Raw genomic sequence first — 15,338 nt, forward strand, 5'->3', positions numbered from 1 at the left:
AAGTATTTGTGTCTGTTTTTAGATTTCCATGTTCCCATGATATAAGCATACAATAATATCTAACTTTTGGCTACCTTAACCCACCGTCTAAAGTCAGTGGGATTGCGGTAGCCTCATTTCAAGGCCGGTACGATCAAGTCCTCGTGATCTGGAAAATCTTCCTGTACCAGCACCCGGCAGGTTTCCTGGCTCAACTGTTCGTGGAACATCATAAAAGTCAAACAATGTCCCGGCATGCTGACGCTGTCCTCAGACAGCACATGCCTCGCGCAGAAAACCGCCTTCCCATTTCATTTCAAAGAAATCAGTGGCATTCTGGTCTTCTGCTCCAGTCTCACAGTGACGAGATCGCACAGGTCTTTCACCTGTTTCCCTTTTACCTGTCTGCAAGTCCTCTCTTTCCAGTCCCCTGATTGGATCCCAATTCAGGGAATCAGATCTTTCTCCCCCACAGACAGCACCGGCTGCTCTTAATCAGATATTGCATCTATCCTATCACGGAATGTCCAAAAAGACAATCCATAATTTTATATCCCACTTCTTAACCTATTCTTAACCTACTTCTCAACAGAAAATTTTGCCTTCTGCTCCTCCAAAAACTCCGGAGTCTCGAAGTAATCGATCTTCATGGAATGTTTTACCTCTGCGAGTGTCTGTGCAGCCGTCTCTCTTGCCACACGGGTTCCCTCGCGAAGAATCTCGTAGACATCGCCAATCCGGCTCTCGTACTCTTTTCTGCGCTCGCGGATCGGGCGAAGCTCTTCCTGCATGACGTTATTCAGGAACTTCTTCACCTTCACATCGCCGAGACCGCCTCTCTGGTAGTGGTCTTTCAGCTCCTGAAGGTTCTTGTAATCCGGCAGGTACTCTGCAAAATGGTCATCGTTGCAGAATGCATCCAGATAAGTGAAGACGGTATTGCCCTCGATGCTGCCCGGATCCTCGACGCGGATGTGGTTCGGATCGGTGTACATCGACATGATCTTCTTGCGAACTTCCTCCTCCGTCTCGGACAGATAAATACAGTTGCCAAGAGACTTGCTCATCTTTGCCTTTCCGTCTGTACCCGGCAGACGCAGGCATGCCTTGTTGCTCGGAAGCAGGATCTGCGGATCTACGAGAGTCTCTCCGTATACGGAATTGAACTTGTGTACAATCTCCTTCGTCTGCTCGATCATCGGCATCTGATCCTCACCGACCGGAACGGTTGTCGCCTTGAATGCCGTGATGTCTGCCGCCTGGCTGATCGGGTAGCAGAAGAAACCAACCGGAATGCTTGTCTCAAAGTTGCGCAGCTGAATCTCTGCTTTTACCGTAGGATTTCTTTGAAGTCTGGAAACCGTTACCAGGTTCTGATAATAGAAAGTCAGCTCTGTCAGTTCCGTCACGTAGGACTGAACAAAAATATTGGACTTTGTCGGATCGATTCCAACTGAGAGATAATCAAGCGCAACTTCCATGATGTTGTTGCGCACCTTCGCCGGGTTGTCTGCGTTGTCCGTGAGTGCCTGTGCATCTGCGATCATGATAAAGATCTTGTCAAACTCTCCAGAATTCTGAAGTTCCACACGGCGCTTCAAAGAGCCCACATAATGTCCGACATGCAGTTTTCCCGTCGGACGGTCACCGGTTAAAATAATTTTATTTGCCATTCGTTTCTTCTCCTTGTTCCTCTAATACTTATTCAAGTCGACGCTTGCGGAGACTTGGCGCGTGATTCTGGTCAGCTCTGCTGACATCTTCCAATCAGAATCACTGCGCTTCTCGCGGAGCGTATAACTCAGAAGGGGATTGTCTCCCCTCCTGAGAAAGTTTGTGATACCCCCACCTATAGAGGAGGGGGACATCCACTCTGAGTTTTATTATACTCAAAATAAGCATAAGATCAAACGTTATTTTGCGCACTGATATTTTAATTCCCGTACACGGGCAGGAATTTTCCGAACTGTGACACATTTTACTTTCCCGCTTCCACGATCTTGTCGATCAGATCCATATAATCTCCGCAGTACTCATTGTAAAGCGGAAGCACCTTCTCCTGAAAAGCTGCTTTTTCCTCCGGAGTCAGCTCAATCACCTGACATCCCGCTTTCTCGACAATCTCCCTTGAGCGCTGTATCCGATCCTCCCAGAGTTTTCTCTCATACTCGGCGGACTCCTTCGCACACTCCCGGATGATCTGCTGATACTCGGGACTCAGTTTCTTCCATGTGCTCTCCGAGATCATCTGCACCTCCGGGACACGCGCGTGCTCATCGACCGTCATATATTTTGCCACCTCGTAATGGCGCTCCGACTGGTAGGACGGCCAGTTGTTCTCCGCCCCGTCGATCTTTCCGGTCTCCAGCGCGGAATACACGCTCGCAAATGCCATCTGAACCGGCTCTGCCCCGATCAGTTCGACCATCCGGCTCATCAGCTCAGACTCCTGCACACGGATCCTCATTCCGACCATATCTTCGGGCGTCCGGATCGGCTTCTCCGAGGTATAAAAATTTCGCGCTCCCGCATCGTACCAGGAGAGTCCGACAAGACCGTACCCCTCCAGACCGTGGAGAAACTGATCGCCAATCTCGCTCTCAAGCACTTTCCACATATGTTCTGCGCTGTTGTAGAGATAGGGCATCTGAAGCACATTTACTTTTGGAACAAATTCTCCGATTGAGGAAAGGGACGCGCGGGTAAAATCAATTCCCCCAAACTGAAGCTGCTCAATCACCGACTGCTCATCTCCGAGCGCTGCCCCGGCATTGACCTGAACGAGAATCTTTCCGCCGGTTTTCTCTTCAACCAGTTTGGCAAACTGGTAAGCCCCCTGTGTCGTCGGATAATCCTCCGCCTGATTCTCGGCGTAAGTGAGCACAAAATCCGGCACCACAGCTGGATTTTCCCCGTCCTTTGCCCCGCAGGCTGCAAGCAGGGCACACACGCCGGCCAGAGTGACCACGCTGAGAATTCTTCCCACGAGCCGGTGGACTACTCCCTGCTTTTGAAATCTTCGGAACTTTCCAATCTGCCTTTTCCGGTTTTCCTGCCTTTTCACCGCGTTTTCTTCTCCCACTTCTGCCATTCTCCTCTCTTCCCACTCACCAAATATTTCTAATTATAACATGGATTTGATATTCTGTACTTCCAAAAAATATTAAAAGAATCCATTTACACTCACTCTGAGCGTATAACGAAAACACAGAGACCGCCCCGGGAAGGAGCAATCTCTGTGTCTGTCTGTTCAAAGATATACTATTTTAACTTTTACATGGAACCAAGCAGCATCGGAAGTCCAAGGCTGATCTGCGGAACAAAGGTGATTAACAGCAAAGTGATAACCATGCAGATATAGAATGGAAGCGTTGCCTTTACCACCTTCTCCATCGGAAGTTTTGCAACCGCAGAACCGATGAAAAGCACAGCGCCTACCGGCGGAGTCAGAAGACCGATACCACAGTTGAGGACAACCATGATACCAAACTGGATCGGGCTCAGTCCGATTGAAGTTGCAATCGGGAGAAGAATCGGGGTTGCAATCAGGATAATCGGTGCCATATCCATGATACATCCGAGAACCAGAAGAATCAGGTTCAAGAGCAGTGCCAGAATGATCGGGTTGCTCGTCAGACCGGTAATCGCATTTGCTGCCAGATCCGGAACGTGAAGTCTTGTCAGGCAGTATCCAAAAATATTGGAGGTTGCAATCAGGATCAGCACGATGGAGAGCGTATCCACGCACTCGCTCAAAACTCTCCACACACCTTTCCAGTCAAGTCCGCGGTAAATAAATACGCTGACAATCAGGCTGTAAATAACAGCTACTGCTGCGGACTCTGTTGCCGTAAACACACCGCCAACTACGCCGAACACAACGATCAGGACCGCTGCCAGTGCCCAGAAGGAAATACTAAACTGCTTGAGCAGGTTCTTGATGCTGAACTTCTCGCCCTTCGGATAATTGCGCTTTACAGAGATAATGTAGGAGCCGATCATCAGGGTCGCTGCAAGCAGAGCACCCGGAACATATCCGGCAAGGAAAAGGCTTCCAACAGAAATTCCTCCTGCGGTCGTCGCATAGATAACCATGTTGTGGCTCGGCGGAACAAGAAGTCCCTCACAGGAGGATGTGATCGTTACTGCTGTGGAGAAATCTGCGTCATATCCCTGATCGACCATCATCGGAATCAGGATCGAACCTAAGGAAGCGGTATCTGCGGATGCAGAACCGGAAATACCACCAAAGAAATAAGATGCCACAATGTTTACCATTGCCATACCACCGCGCATCCAGCCTACACAGGCATTCGCGAGAGCAATCAGTTTTTCAGAAATACCGCCGGATCCCATCAGACATCCCATTGTGATGAAGAACGGAACCGCCATTAAGCTGAAGGAGCTGATTCCCTTTACCATCTGCTGACAGATCGTATTCAGCGGAAGTCCCTGATAAACCAGACAAAGCACCGAAGACAGTGCAACTGCATAGGCAATCGGAAATCTCAAAAATACCATAACAAAGAAACTTACAAGAAGAACCGCAATCGCCATCGTATCTACACTCATGATAATTTTGCCCCCTTCTTATCTTTATCTGCAAAAATGCTCTTGATATGGTTATAAAGTGCCTCAAGCTCAAAGATCAGCATTGCAACACCTGCAAGCGGTACCGGGAAATACATCCAGAAACGGGATACTTTCGGCATACTTACATAAGAACCCTTTGCACCGATTCCGGTTGCATACGTCCATCCCACAGTGATCATGATCACTGCCAGTGCCAGAACTGCAAGATCTGCAAGAATATCAAGGAACTTGACCAGTCCCTTCGGAAGATAACTGTCAAGCGCAGTCATTCGGATATGGGCACCTCTGCGAATTGCAAGTGCTGCTGAGAGAACCGCCATGTAGGACATACACGTCAAAACTACTTCCTCACTCCATGCCGGATCCGGAATAAAGGAAACATAGCGGCCCAAAACGGACATTGAGGTGATTGCGATATCTGCAATCAGAAGCAGCTTGCACAGAAACATGACAAAGCGGTAAGTCAGATCATATGCTGGCTTGATCTTATCAATTTTCTCAAAAATCGACGGCATTTTTCCATCCTCCTTTAAAGAATCTTAAAAAATCGGGCACAGAAGCATCCCGGCCTCTGTGCCCCCTTTTTTCTCACGGCAGCCTCAAGCTGCGCGTGGTCTTATATGCATTTGTTTTCTGGATACCTGTTTTTATCTGCTTTTGTATCTCTTACTTCATATCCAGAATCTGCTGATACAGATCCTCGTAACCCTTGGTATTCTCCTCGATTACCTTCTTGGTTGCTTCCTGCCACGGAGTCTTGTCCTCAACCTCGATGACATTGACACCATCTGCCTTCAGCTGCTCAAGAACCTCGTTCTCCTTCGTCTCGGAATTCTTACGGTTCTGCTCAGATGCATAAGCGCCTGCCTCCATAAGGATTGCCTGCTGGTCTTCGGTCAGCTTGTCCCATGCCTCATCGGTGATAACAACCTGTACAGCACCAAGTGTATGACCATCCAGAATCAGGTTCGGAGCAACCTCCGGGAATGCGTTGGACTTGTAGTTTGCGATCGGCTGCTCTGCGCCGTCAACAACTCCGGTCTGAAGTGCGGAATACAGCTCATTGAAGGATACAACGGTCGGATATGCGCCGAGACCTTCTACAAGTCCGTTCATAACCGGGTCGTTTGATACACGAAGTTTCATACCCTTTAAGTCATCCATGCCGCTGATCTCTTTCGTTGTGAAGAAATGACGGAAGCCCTCCTCACCGTAATACAGACCACGGACACCGGAACCATTCTCCTGAGACTCATTCAGGAAATCCTTTGCCAGATCGCTGGTTGCGAAATTCCAGAAATGATCACGGCTCACGAAGGTGTACGGCAGGGAAAGAAGCATGGATTTCTGTCCGCCATAGCTTGTCAGTGCGAATGCAGAAATTCTGGACATATCGATTGTTCCGCCGCCGCCAAGCATGGTGTCGAGAACATCATTCTCAGAACCGAGCACGCCGCTTGCCTGCACATCGATCGTGATCTTTCCGTCGGAAAGCTCCTCTGCCTTCGTCTTGAAATCGGTTGCCATCTGACCTACAATCGTGTCAAGCGGGTTTACCTCTGCATATACCAGAGTCACTTCCGGCATATCTGCGGTGTTGTACTTTCCTGCGGACTCTCCGTCCTTCTTCTCAGCGGTCGTCTCTGCCTTTGTCTCAGCTGCTGCCTCTGCCTTGGTTTCTGCTGCGGTTGCTGCTGCGGTTGTCGCAGTATCCGGGCTCTTCAGTCCACATCCCGTCAGAGACGTTGCTGCTACTACTGCACAAAGGGCTGCACTCATCACTCTTTTTTTCATGTTACCTTCCTCCTCTTTATCCACCTTTTTTACTTTCCCCTCAAAGTTTCTTAACTGATGTCTTTATTATAAAAAATTTATAAAGAAAAGGAAATGGTAAATTCTTGTGAAAGCTAGTATATTTTTAACCTGTTTTCTCTTTCGTTTTATGCATAATCACAATTAATTCCCTGTTCACTGGAAAATTTATGGAACGAAAATCATTTCATCGACTGAAGAATCATTGTCCGGTATTCACTCGGCGTATGGCTTGTCATCCGCTTAAATACTTTCGCGAAATAGTTCGCGTCCGCATATCCTGCCATCTGGCTGATTTTCTTGATATTTACCATCGGATCTTCCAGAAGACGCTTCGCCTCTCCGATTCGCTGTTCTGTCAGATATGCAGTAAAATTCATCTGAAAACACTGCTTGAACAGTTTGCAGAAATATGCCTCTGAATAATTCATCTCCCTTGCCACATCCTGCATCAGAAGTTCCTCACAGTAATGATCCTGAATGTACTGTGCAATCCGTTTTTTCACAAAATTGAGGTGTATCTCATCTGCGATCGGCTCCTCACGCTCATCCTCCTGTGCATTCCCCTGCTCCTTTTCATCTGAAACAGCCGGTTCGGATTCCCGTTCCGCTTCCGTCTGTCTCTCTTCCACGGTCTTCACGCTCTCCTGCACCTGCTGAAACGCCTCCTCAAGGACAAGCAAGAGTTCCTCCTCCCGATATGGCTTTAACAGATAATCCAGTGCCTGTACCCGGATTGCACTCTTCGCATAGGAAAATTCATCGAATGCCGTCAGAAAAATGATCTTGCAGTTTTTATCCTCCTGCCGGATCTGTTCCGCTGCCTGAATCCCATTGATTCCCGGCATCTCAATATCCAAAAGTGCCACCTGAATCTGATTCTCCTGCCAAGCCCGGATCGCTTCCCGTCCATTTCCTGCCTGATAAATCTCGCAGCAGTCTCCCAGATTTTTCTTTAATACTTTTGTCAGCACCGCTCTCTCAATCGGCTCATCGTCCGCAATCAGGAGACGATACTTTCCCATTTCCTCTGCTTTCCCCATTTTTCCCATAAAATTCCTTCCCCACTTCTCTTTTTTCTGTTGTCTCTCTTATTTTTAATCTTTTAATCCTTTTTCTGCGGAATCTGCATCTGCACAATCGTTCCAAATCCCGCTATGCTCCCGACTCTCAGAGAGCCATTTTCATAGAGGATTCTCAGGCGCTTATAAATATTTCCAAGTCCGATACCGATCTTTGCCGTTCTCCGTTTCTGAAATGCCTCTTTCAGACTGTTCAGCTTTTCACCGTCCATTCCAACTCCGGTGTCCGCAACAGAAATCACGACGCGGTCGCCATGCTGCCAGATATGAAGCCTGAGAATTCCACCTTCTTCTTTCTTGGAAATCCCGTGCACCACTGCATTTTCCACAACCGGCTGGAGGCTGAAGGACGGAATTATCACCGTTTCCGCATCCACCTCAATCCGGCTCTCGTATTTCAGTCGCTCACCAAAACGCATCTGTTGAATGTAAATGTAATCCTGCACAATTTTAAGTTCCTGTGCGAGCGATACAAACTGTTCTGATGTCTTGAGATTATAACGAAACAGGCTGCTCAGACTCGTAATCATCTGTTCTGTCGTCTCTGCATCCTCAATCTTTGCCATGCAGCCGATGATATTCAGGGTGTTAAATAAAAAATGCGGATTGATCTGGCTCTTCAAGAGCTCCAGCTGCGCCGTATTTAACTGGCGCTCCATCTCAATGCGCTCCACTTCCTCCCGGTGCAAAAGCTCCGCCATCTCATTGTTTCGCTTCAGCGTATTGATATACCCCTCCGTCGCATGCTTCATCCTGTTAAAAGCCACCACCAGTTCTCCGACTTCATCATGGTTTTTTACCGTCAGATCCTCCTCGCTGAAATCATTTTCTGCTATTTTTCGCGAAGAATGCGCAAGACGCATAATCGGGCGGATGATCGTCGCAAGCAGCAGGCGCATAAGTTCCAGCGAAACTCCGGTGAGCACCATCGCCACAATCATAATCATCCACGGAATTCTCGACAGAGACGGCAGTCTGTTTTCATACCGAAGATTTCCTGATTTGAGTGTCTCCTCCGTCAGCCGCTTCGCATATTTCTGAATATAATTCTGCATCGAATAGATCCGGTAAAGCTCTGTGATGTAACCGCTCTGCTCCGGATCAAGGCTAAAAAAACGATTTCTCACAGTACGGTACTGCTCATAACTGCTCACAATGCTCCATGTTCTTGCTGCCCGGTTTTCCCCAATCTGCAGAAAATCCTTCGGCAATGCCATCAGGCAGCGCTCCGTCTTGGCACAGGCATGCGTGTAGGCATCCCGGTTCTCCACCCCGCTTTCCCGAAGGTACGTGACAAAAGCCTGAGTTTCCTCTTCCATTGCCTGTTCAAAATCATGACAGCGGGAATTGTCCTCAAGAATCTGATTAAATCCCTCTGTCGCAAAATCCACCACCCAGACACTGAATAACCCCGAACACGCCATGATCAAAATGACCATCGCCGTATAAACCCCCAGTTTCTGACTGAGTGTGATCGAAAACCACATCCGTTTCAGATATTGATGTATCCTCACGTTTCCCGTTCCTTCCCCTTTTCTCGCAAATCCGCCTGCTTCTCAGTCGCTTGTTTTTCTTTTGCGTTTATTACCTTACATACTCGCAAACCCGCGCTATCGCGCTCACCCGCCTGCTTCGCAGGCTGTTTGCTCGTTAATGGCGCAAGAAAAACAAATGCCTGCTTCTCAGTCGCTTGTTTCTCTTTTGCGTTTATTACCTTACACACTCGCAAACCCGCGCTATCGCGCTCACCTGCCTGCTTTCGCAGGCTGTTTGCTCGTTAATGGCGCAAGAAAAACAAATGCCTGCTTCGCAGTCGCTTGTTTTTCTTTTGCGTTTATTACTTTACATACTCGCAAACCCGCGCTATCGCGCTCACCCGCCTGCTTCGCAGGCTGTTTGCTCGTTAATGGCGCAAGAAAAACAAATGCCTGCTTCTCAGTCGCTTGTTTTTCTTTTGCGCCATTACATTATAGCATAATCGTGGGGATGATCACAGAATTACCACAAAATTTCCACAGGAATGTCACAGACTCCTCTTAAGATAGGCTAAGATAAAAAGGTAAAAAATGATGGAAATGGGAGGTTTAAAAAGATGAGACTGTTGCTTGCGGAGGATGAACATTCTCTTTCCAGAGCAATTATTACAATCCTGGAGCGAAACGGATATCAGGCAGACGCCGTTTACGACGGGGAAGAAGCGTTAAATGCCATAGAAAGCGGACGCTACGACGGAGCGATTCTCGACATTATGATGCCGAAACTGGACGGGCTTTCCGTTCTCCGTCAGACCCGTGCACGCCAGAACCAGATTCCGATTCTTCTTCTGACTGCCCGCTCAGAGATTGACGATAAGGTTGAGGGACTTGATCTCGGTGCAAATGACTATCTCACGAAACCATTTGCCTCCAAGGAACTGCTTGCACGAATCCGTGCAATGACCCGCCTTCAGAGCCTTTCCCTCGACGCCGCCCTCAGCCTCGGAAACATCAGTCTGAACCGCACAACGTTTGAGCTTTCCTCTTCATTCGGAAGTTTTCAGCTCGCCACAAAAGAATTTCAGGTGCTGGAACTTCTGATGAACAGTCCCGGTCATCCCATCTCAACAGAACGGTTTCTGGAGAAAATCTGGGGAAATGAGCCGGCCATTGACCAGGATGTCGTGTGGATGTACATTTCCTATCTTCGGAAAAAGCTGACCGCCCTTCACGCGGACATCCAGATCCGCTCCATTGAGGGCGAAGGATACCTGATCGAACTCATTTAGCATCCATCCGTATATCACCAAAATAAATTACTCGCTGCTGTTGACGCATTGCGCAGACAACAACGGATTTTATTACTAAAGGAGGCCAGGAAGCCATGATCCGAAAACTTCAAATCAAGCTGATTTCCATCTCCATGATTTCCCTGATTCTCGTGATGAGTGTCATCCTCGGAGTCGTCAACCTCCTGAATTACCGCCATGTTGTGCTGGACGCCGACCACACGCTCGCCTTTCTCGCCGAAAATGACGGGGAATTCCCGCGAAAGGGCAAAAACTTTGACATCGGGGAAAATCCGGAATACATATCCCCGGAACTTGCCCGCGTCTCGCGCTATTTCTGTATTGAACTGGACTCGGATGACCTTGTCTGCGATCTCGATGTCAGCCAGATTGCCGCTGTCGACGAGGAGACTGCCGCTGCCTACGCAAAAGAAGCCCTTGAACTCGGCAAGAGTTCCGGCTTTCTCTCTCATTACCGCTATCTCGTCCAGACGCTGACCGATGAAGACCTGCACGAAAACACAGAAAGCACAGAAAATATTGAAGAAGAAACCGGCAACGACACAGTTGGCACGACTCCTGTCGTCCGCATCATTTTTCTCGACTGCTGGAGAAGCTTAAGCAATGCCCATACCTTCTTTCTCGCCTGCGTCTGGACTGCCATTTGCGGACTCGTCGCTGTCCTGATTTTAATGATTCTGCTCTCAAAATGGATTCTTCGTCCATTCTCCGAGAATTATGAGAAACAGCGGCGCTTCATCACCGACGCGGGCCATGAGATCAAGACTCCGCTTGCAATCATTGAGGCGGATTCGGAGATTCTCGAGATGGACATCGGGGATGACAACGAATGGCTTCAGGATATCCGCCAACAGACGAAACGGCTCACAAGTCTGACAAACGATCTGATTTACCTCTCCCGCATGGAAGAAGCACAAAACCAGATTCAGATGATTGAATTTCCATTTTCCGATCTCGCAGAAGAGACGGTTCAGTCTTTTCAGACAATGGCAAAGGCGCAGAACAAGAACTTTTCGGCCTTGATCGACCCGCGAATCAGTGTGAAAGGCGATCAGAAATCCCTTCGCCAACTGATTTCCGTCCTTCTCGACAATGCCTTAAAGTACTCTGAAGAAAACGGAAACATCTCCCTGTCACTCAGACGGCAGGGACGTTATGCCTGCCTCACCGTGACGAATTCCACCGCAGATCCGATCTCGCTGCAGCTCGATCATCTCTTTGACCGCTTTTACCGCGGAGATGAGTCGCGAAACTCCAAGACCGGCGGATACGGGATCGGACTCTCAATCGCTAGTGCAGTGACAGCAAACCACAAAGGAAAGATTTCCGCCACCTCCCCGGATCCACACACGCTGACGATCACCGTGATGATCCCGGCCTGCCCGGTCAGCAAATCATAACCAAAAACACGGGGCAAAGAAAACAAGAGAAAGAACGGAAAATAGAAAAGGAAGCAAAAAGAAAAAAGAGAAAAGAAAGAGGGAAGTGTAAGATGAGCACAGACACAGATATAGACAGCAAAGCTTTTTACGGAGACCGCCTTTCTGCGATGCAGGAGACTGCCAGACAACTTATAAACATCATAGAGTCCTACCCGGAAAATACCCGCTCAGACAGCGATCGTGACAACAAATATCATCCGGTTCTCTACTGCACCTCCCGGATCAAATCCCCGGAGAGCATGAAAAACAAGCTCAAAAAGCACGGTTATCCCCTCACCTGCGAGTCCGCCCTGACGAATGTCCGGGATGCGATCGGAGTCCGGGCGATCTGTTCGTTCTCCGACGACGTCTTTGCCCTCGCAGACTGGCTTGCCAAACGACCGGAATTTAAAATCATAAACCAGAAAGACTACATCTCCTATCCGAAACCAAACGGATACCGGAGTTATCATCTGATCCTCGAGCTTGTCGACGGACCAGGTGCCGGGCTCTTTGCCGAGATTCAGCTGCGCACCATCGCGATTGACTTCTGGGCAAGTCTGGAGCATCAGCTCAAATACAAACATGAAATCACCCACGAGGCACTGATTCGCAGTGAGCTGAAACGATGCGCCGATGAAATCGCCTCAATTGATCTGTCGATGCAGACGATCCGGGATCTGATTGATGACAACTTTAAGTAGGGATCCATCCTATTTTACGTATTCTTGGAACAAATTATTTGAAAATTGGAAAGCAACACTCAGAAAGCAGAAAGGAGCTACCGATTATGATGAAATCACTGAATGAAAAAGAAAACTTTACACCAAATGAATATAGACAGCGTGGACGAAGCCGCAGAAAACAGAAAGCCTCTCTTTTCGGTGCAAAGAAGACCGCTGCACTCTGCCTGTGCTCCGCTCTTGTCTTCGGAAGTTCTGCAGGAGCTTTTTATGGAATGCAGCAGTTATTTTCCAGTCCCACACAGGAATCCTCCGCACTTTCCGCAAACGTGGACTCCGATTCCTCACAGTTTTTGTCCCAGGCTGGTATCACGTCCGACTATTCCGATGACTCCAGCTCATCCGCATCGGACAACAACGTGCTTTCAGACCAGACACGCTCCGACAGGATCCAGACTGCCACAGACGCTCCGCATTTTCTGAACACCGTCGCGTCCGGAACCCTGATCTCCGGCGCCCAGATTTCCTCGGGAAGTCTCGACGTATCGGCAATCGCAGAGACGGCTCTCCCATCTGTCGTCGCCATCACAAACATCTCCGTTCAGGAAGTTCAGCGGTACTTTGATATGTTCGGACGCAGCGGACCATGGAACACCCAGCTTCAGGAGACAAAGAGCTGCGGTTCCGGTGTTATCATTGCAAATGACGGCACCTGGCTTTATATGGTCACAAACAACCACGTAATTGAAAATGCCGTGACCCTGTCCGTCAGCTTTGTCGACGACTCCACCTGCAAGGCCCAGCTTTGCGGTGCAGATTCCACGCTCGACCTCGCTGTGATCAAGGTTGCTCTCTCCGATCTGTCGTCTGAGACGAAAGACAAGATCGCTGTCGTCTCCGTCGGCAATTCCAGTGAGATGAAAGTCGGCAATCAGGTTGTCGCCATCGGAAATGCGCTCGGATATGGTCAGTCCGTCACAACCGGCATCATCAGCGCTCTGAACCGAACCATTCAGACCGGCAAGGATTCTTCCGGCAATGCGATCACCTCAACCTACATCCAGACCGATGCCGCAATCAATCCGGGCAACAGCGGCGGCGCACTCTTAAACATGCGCGGAGAGCTCATCGGCATCAACTCCGCCAAAGTCTCCTCCTCAGAGATTGAGGGCATGGGATATGCGATTCCGATCTCCTCTGTATGGTCCACAATCCAGAATCTGATGGGACAGTCCGGAAATATGTAAGCTGCCAAAAAAGCGCTCCGTTTATCGCGGAGCGCTTTTTTGCCATTTATATTTATTATGCAGATAACGATAACTTACTTTTTACAACGAATACACAAGGATCACAAGGATTCTGATCAGATATCATCCAGACTAGAGTGGATTAAGCCTCAGCGACTACCTTGAATGCCTCGTCCAGATCCTCGATGATATCGTCCACATTCTCGGTACCGATGGACAGACGAATCGTTGCCGGGGTGATGCCCTGATCTGCCAGCTCCTCCTCATTCAGCTGAGAATGGGTCGTGGATGCCGGATGGATAACCAGAGACTTCACATCTGCTACATTTGCAAGCAGGGAGAAGAGCTCCAGATTGTCGATGAACTTCTTCGCATTCTCTGCGCCACCCTTGATCTCGAAGGTGAAGATTGAACCGCCGCCGTTCGGGAAGTACTTCTTGTACAGTGCCTGCTGCTCCGGATCATCGGATACGGACGGATGATGAACCTTCTCTACAAGCGGATGATTGTTTAAGTACTGAACAACTTTCAGTGCATTCTCTACATGACGCTCTACTCTCAGAGACAGAGTCTCAAGACCCTGTAACAGAATCCATGCACTGATCGGAGCGATCGTTGCACCGGTATCTCTCAGCAGGACTGCACGGATCTTCGTCACGAATGCTGCCTTGCCGACTGCCTTTGTGAAGCTTACACCGTGATAGCTCGGGTTCGGCTCAGTTAAGGACGGGAATTTTCCGCTTGCCTCCCAGTCGAAGTTACCGCTGTCTACGATCACACCGCCAAGGGTGCTTCCGTGTCCGCCGATGAACTTGGTTGCGGAGTGAACAACAATATCTGCGCCGTACTCAATCGGGCGTACCAGATACGGAGTTGCGAAGGTATTATCAACAACCAGCGGAATCTTATGTGCATGTGCAATATTTGCAAGCTTCTCGATATCTACGACATCGGAGTTCGGATTTCCAAGAGTCTCTACATGGATTGCCTTGGTGTTGTCCTGAATAGCAGCCTCTACTTCCTCATAGTTAAACGGATCAACGAAAGTAGTCTTGATGCCGTACTCGCTTAAGGTATGCGCTAACAGGTTGTAAGTACCGCCGTAGATGTTCTTTGCTGCTACGATGTGATCGCCTGCATGTGCCAGGTTCTGGAAGGTGTAGCTGATTGCTGCCGCACCGGAAGCAACTGCCAGAGCTGCGACACCGCCCTCAAGAGCTGCAACTCTCTGCTCAAACACATCCTCGGTCGGGTTGGTCAGACGACCGTAAATATTGCCGGCATCTGCCAGTCCGAAACGTGCTGCTGCATGATCACAGTTGCGGAACACATAGGAGGTTGTCTGGTAAATCGGAACGGCTCTCGCATCGGTCACTGCATCCGGCTGCTCCTGTCCTACATGAAGCTGTAAGGTTTCAAACTTTAAATTTCTGTCTGCGTATGCTTTCTTACTCATAATTGATTTCCTCCTCAAATTCAGATCTATTTTTTGTTTCCTTTATTTCCTATCAACTTACAAGGAGATAATAACAAACTTTCCAGATTCTGTCTAATAGGAAAAATCTGATCTTCAGTTATAGCTTCAGTCTATAACTCAAAGTGGGATCTCCTTTCTGAGGTGAACTGCCCATTGTCTAAAGCCAATGGGCTTCCTGCTTCACAGACCTCGTGACCTACTATCTCCACAGGCGTTAATTCGGGCAGTCCCCGCCCTATATATTTATTCTTCTTATGCT

12 protein-coding genes and 1 riboswitch are annotated in these 15,338 nt (G+C 48.8%); of the genes, 4 read left to right on the top strand and 8 right to left on the bottom strand.

What is annotated here, in order from left to right:
* Positions 1-158 precede the first annotated feature (158 nt).
* Positions 159-426, bottom strand: a riboswitch (cobalamin riboswitch).
* 131 nt (positions 427-557) lie between these two features.
* The 7 genes from trpS to ACR0QE_RS11070 all read right to left on the bottom strand — a co-directional run bounded on the left by trpS (position 558) and on the right by ACR0QE_RS11070 (position 8,980).
* Positions 558-1,652, bottom strand: coding sequence for a tryptophan--tRNA ligase (gene trpS, locus ACR0QE_RS11040; protein WP_432628408.1), 1,095 nt, complete (start codon positions 1,650-1,652; stop codon positions 558-560).
* A 305-nt stretch (positions 1,653-1,957) separates the two neighbouring features.
* The gene (locus ACR0QE_RS11045; protein WP_432628409.1) at positions 1,958-3,070 is read right to left on the bottom strand and encodes a TRAP transporter substrate-binding protein; all 1,113 of its coding nucleotides are present in this window, start codon (positions 3,068-3,070) and stop codon (positions 1,958-1,960) included.
* Between the two features lie 182 nt (positions 3,071-3,252).
* On the bottom strand, positions 3,253-4,551 hold the full coding sequence (locus ACR0QE_RS11050; RefSeq protein WP_432628410.1) for a TRAP transporter large permease: 1,299 nt from the start codon (positions 4,549-4,551) through the stop codon (positions 3,253-3,255).
* Positions 4,548-5,087 (bottom strand): TRAP transporter small permease, encoded by a 540-nt coding sequence (locus ACR0QE_RS11055; protein ID WP_432628411.1) that lies wholly within the window; start codon positions 5,085-5,087, stop codon positions 4,548-4,550. The genes ACR0QE_RS11050 and ACR0QE_RS11055 overlap by 4 nt, the downstream gene beginning before the upstream one ends.
* Before the next feature lie 151 nt (positions 5,088-5,238).
* Complete coding sequence (locus ACR0QE_RS11060) at positions 5,239-6,366, bottom strand: TRAP transporter substrate-binding protein (RefSeq protein WP_432628412.1); 1,128 nt, start codon at positions 6,364-6,366, stop codon at positions 5,239-5,241.
* Between the two features lie 200 nt (positions 6,367-6,566).
* The gene (locus ACR0QE_RS11065) at positions 6,567-7,436 is read right to left on the bottom strand and encodes a response regulator transcription factor (protein WP_432628413.1); all 870 of its coding nucleotides are present in this window, start codon (positions 7,434-7,436) and stop codon (positions 6,567-6,569) included.
* Positions 7,437-7,489: 53 nt separating this feature from the next.
* A complete protein-coding gene (locus tag ACR0QE_RS11070; protein WP_432628414.1) occupies positions 7,490-8,980 on the bottom strand; it encodes a sensor histidine kinase in 1,491 nt (496 codons plus the stop codon).
* A 578-nt stretch (positions 8,981-9,558) separates the two neighbouring features.
* Here ACR0QE_RS11070 and ACR0QE_RS11075 point away from each other — a divergent pair.
* The 4 genes from ACR0QE_RS11075 (at position 9,559) to ACR0QE_RS11090 (ending at position 13,602) form a co-directional block, all read left to right on the top strand.
* The gene (locus tag ACR0QE_RS11075; protein WP_432628415.1) at positions 9,559-10,230 is read left to right on the top strand and encodes a response regulator transcription factor; all 672 of its coding nucleotides are present in this window, start codon (positions 9,559-9,561) and stop codon (positions 10,228-10,230) included.
* A gap of 95 nt (positions 10,231-10,325) precedes the next feature.
* The gene (locus ACR0QE_RS11080) at positions 10,326-11,651 is read left to right on the top strand and encodes a sensor histidine kinase (protein ID WP_432628416.1); all 1,326 of its coding nucleotides are present in this window, start codon (positions 10,326-10,328) and stop codon (positions 11,649-11,651) included.
* A 92-nt stretch (positions 11,652-11,743) separates the two neighbouring features.
* The gene (locus tag ACR0QE_RS11085; RefSeq protein ID WP_432628417.1) at positions 11,744-12,376 is read left to right on the top strand and encodes a GTP pyrophosphokinase; all 633 of its coding nucleotides are present in this window, start codon (positions 11,744-11,746) and stop codon (positions 12,374-12,376) included.
* A gap of 86 nt (positions 12,377-12,462) precedes the next feature.
* Positions 12,463-13,602 (top strand): S1C family serine protease, encoded by a 1,140-nt coding sequence (locus ACR0QE_RS11090; RefSeq protein ID WP_432628418.1) that lies wholly within the window; start codon positions 12,463-12,465, stop codon positions 13,600-13,602.
* Positions 13,603-13,744: 142 nt separating this feature from the next.
* Here ACR0QE_RS11090 and ACR0QE_RS11095 read toward each other — a convergent pair whose 3' ends face one another.
* Positions 13,745-15,058, bottom strand: coding sequence for an O-acetylhomoserine aminocarboxypropyltransferase/cysteine synthase family protein (locus ACR0QE_RS11095; RefSeq protein ID WP_432628419.1), 1,314 nt, complete (start codon positions 15,056-15,058; stop codon positions 13,745-13,747).
* Between the last annotated feature and the right edge of the window lie 280 nt (positions 15,059-15,338).

Source organism: Brotaphodocola sp. (assembly GCF_050873065.1).
In the GTDB taxonomy this organism is placed as follows: Bacteria; Bacillota; Clostridia; order Lachnospirales; family Lachnospiraceae; genus Brotaphodocola.

Coding starts and splice junctions, on each gene's coding strand:
- trpS (WP_432628408.1), bottom strand. CDS start 1,652: ATGGCAAATAAAATTATTTTAACCGGTGACCGTCCGACGGGAAAACTG.
- ACR0QE_RS11045 (WP_432628409.1), bottom strand. CDS start 3,070: ATGGCAGAAGTGGGAGAAGAAAACGCGGTGAAAAGGCAGGAAAACCGG.
- ACR0QE_RS11050 (WP_432628410.1), bottom strand. CDS start 4,551: ATGAGTGTAGATACGATGGCGATTGCGGTTCTTCTTGTAAGTTTCTTT.
- ACR0QE_RS11055 (WP_432628411.1), bottom strand. CDS start 5,087: ATGCCGTCGATTTTTGAGAAAATTGATAAGATCAAGCCAGCATATGAT.
- ACR0QE_RS11060 (WP_432628412.1), bottom strand. CDS start 6,366: ATGAAAAAAAGAGTGATGAGTGCAGCCCTTTGTGCAGTAGTAGCAGCA.
- ACR0QE_RS11065 (WP_432628413.1), bottom strand. CDS start 7,436: ATGGGAAAAATGGGGAAAGCAGAGGAAATGGGAAAGTATCGTCTCCTG.
- ACR0QE_RS11075 (WP_432628415.1), top strand. CDS start 9,559: ATGAGACTGTTGCTTGCGGAGGATGAACATTCTCTTTCCAGAGCAATT.
- ACR0QE_RS11080 (WP_432628416.1), top strand. CDS start 10,326: ATGATCCGAAAACTTCAAATCAAGCTGATTTCCATCTCCATGATTTCC.
- ACR0QE_RS11085 (WP_432628417.1), top strand. CDS start 11,744: ATGAGCACAGACACAGATATAGACAGCAAAGCTTTTTACGGAGACCGC.
- ACR0QE_RS11090 (WP_432628418.1), top strand. CDS start 12,463: ATGATGAAATCACTGAATGAAAAAGAAAACTTTACACCAAATGAATAT.
- ACR0QE_RS11095 (WP_432628419.1), bottom strand. CDS start 15,058: ATGAGTAAGAAAGCATACGCAGACAGAAATTTAAAGTTTGAAACCTTA.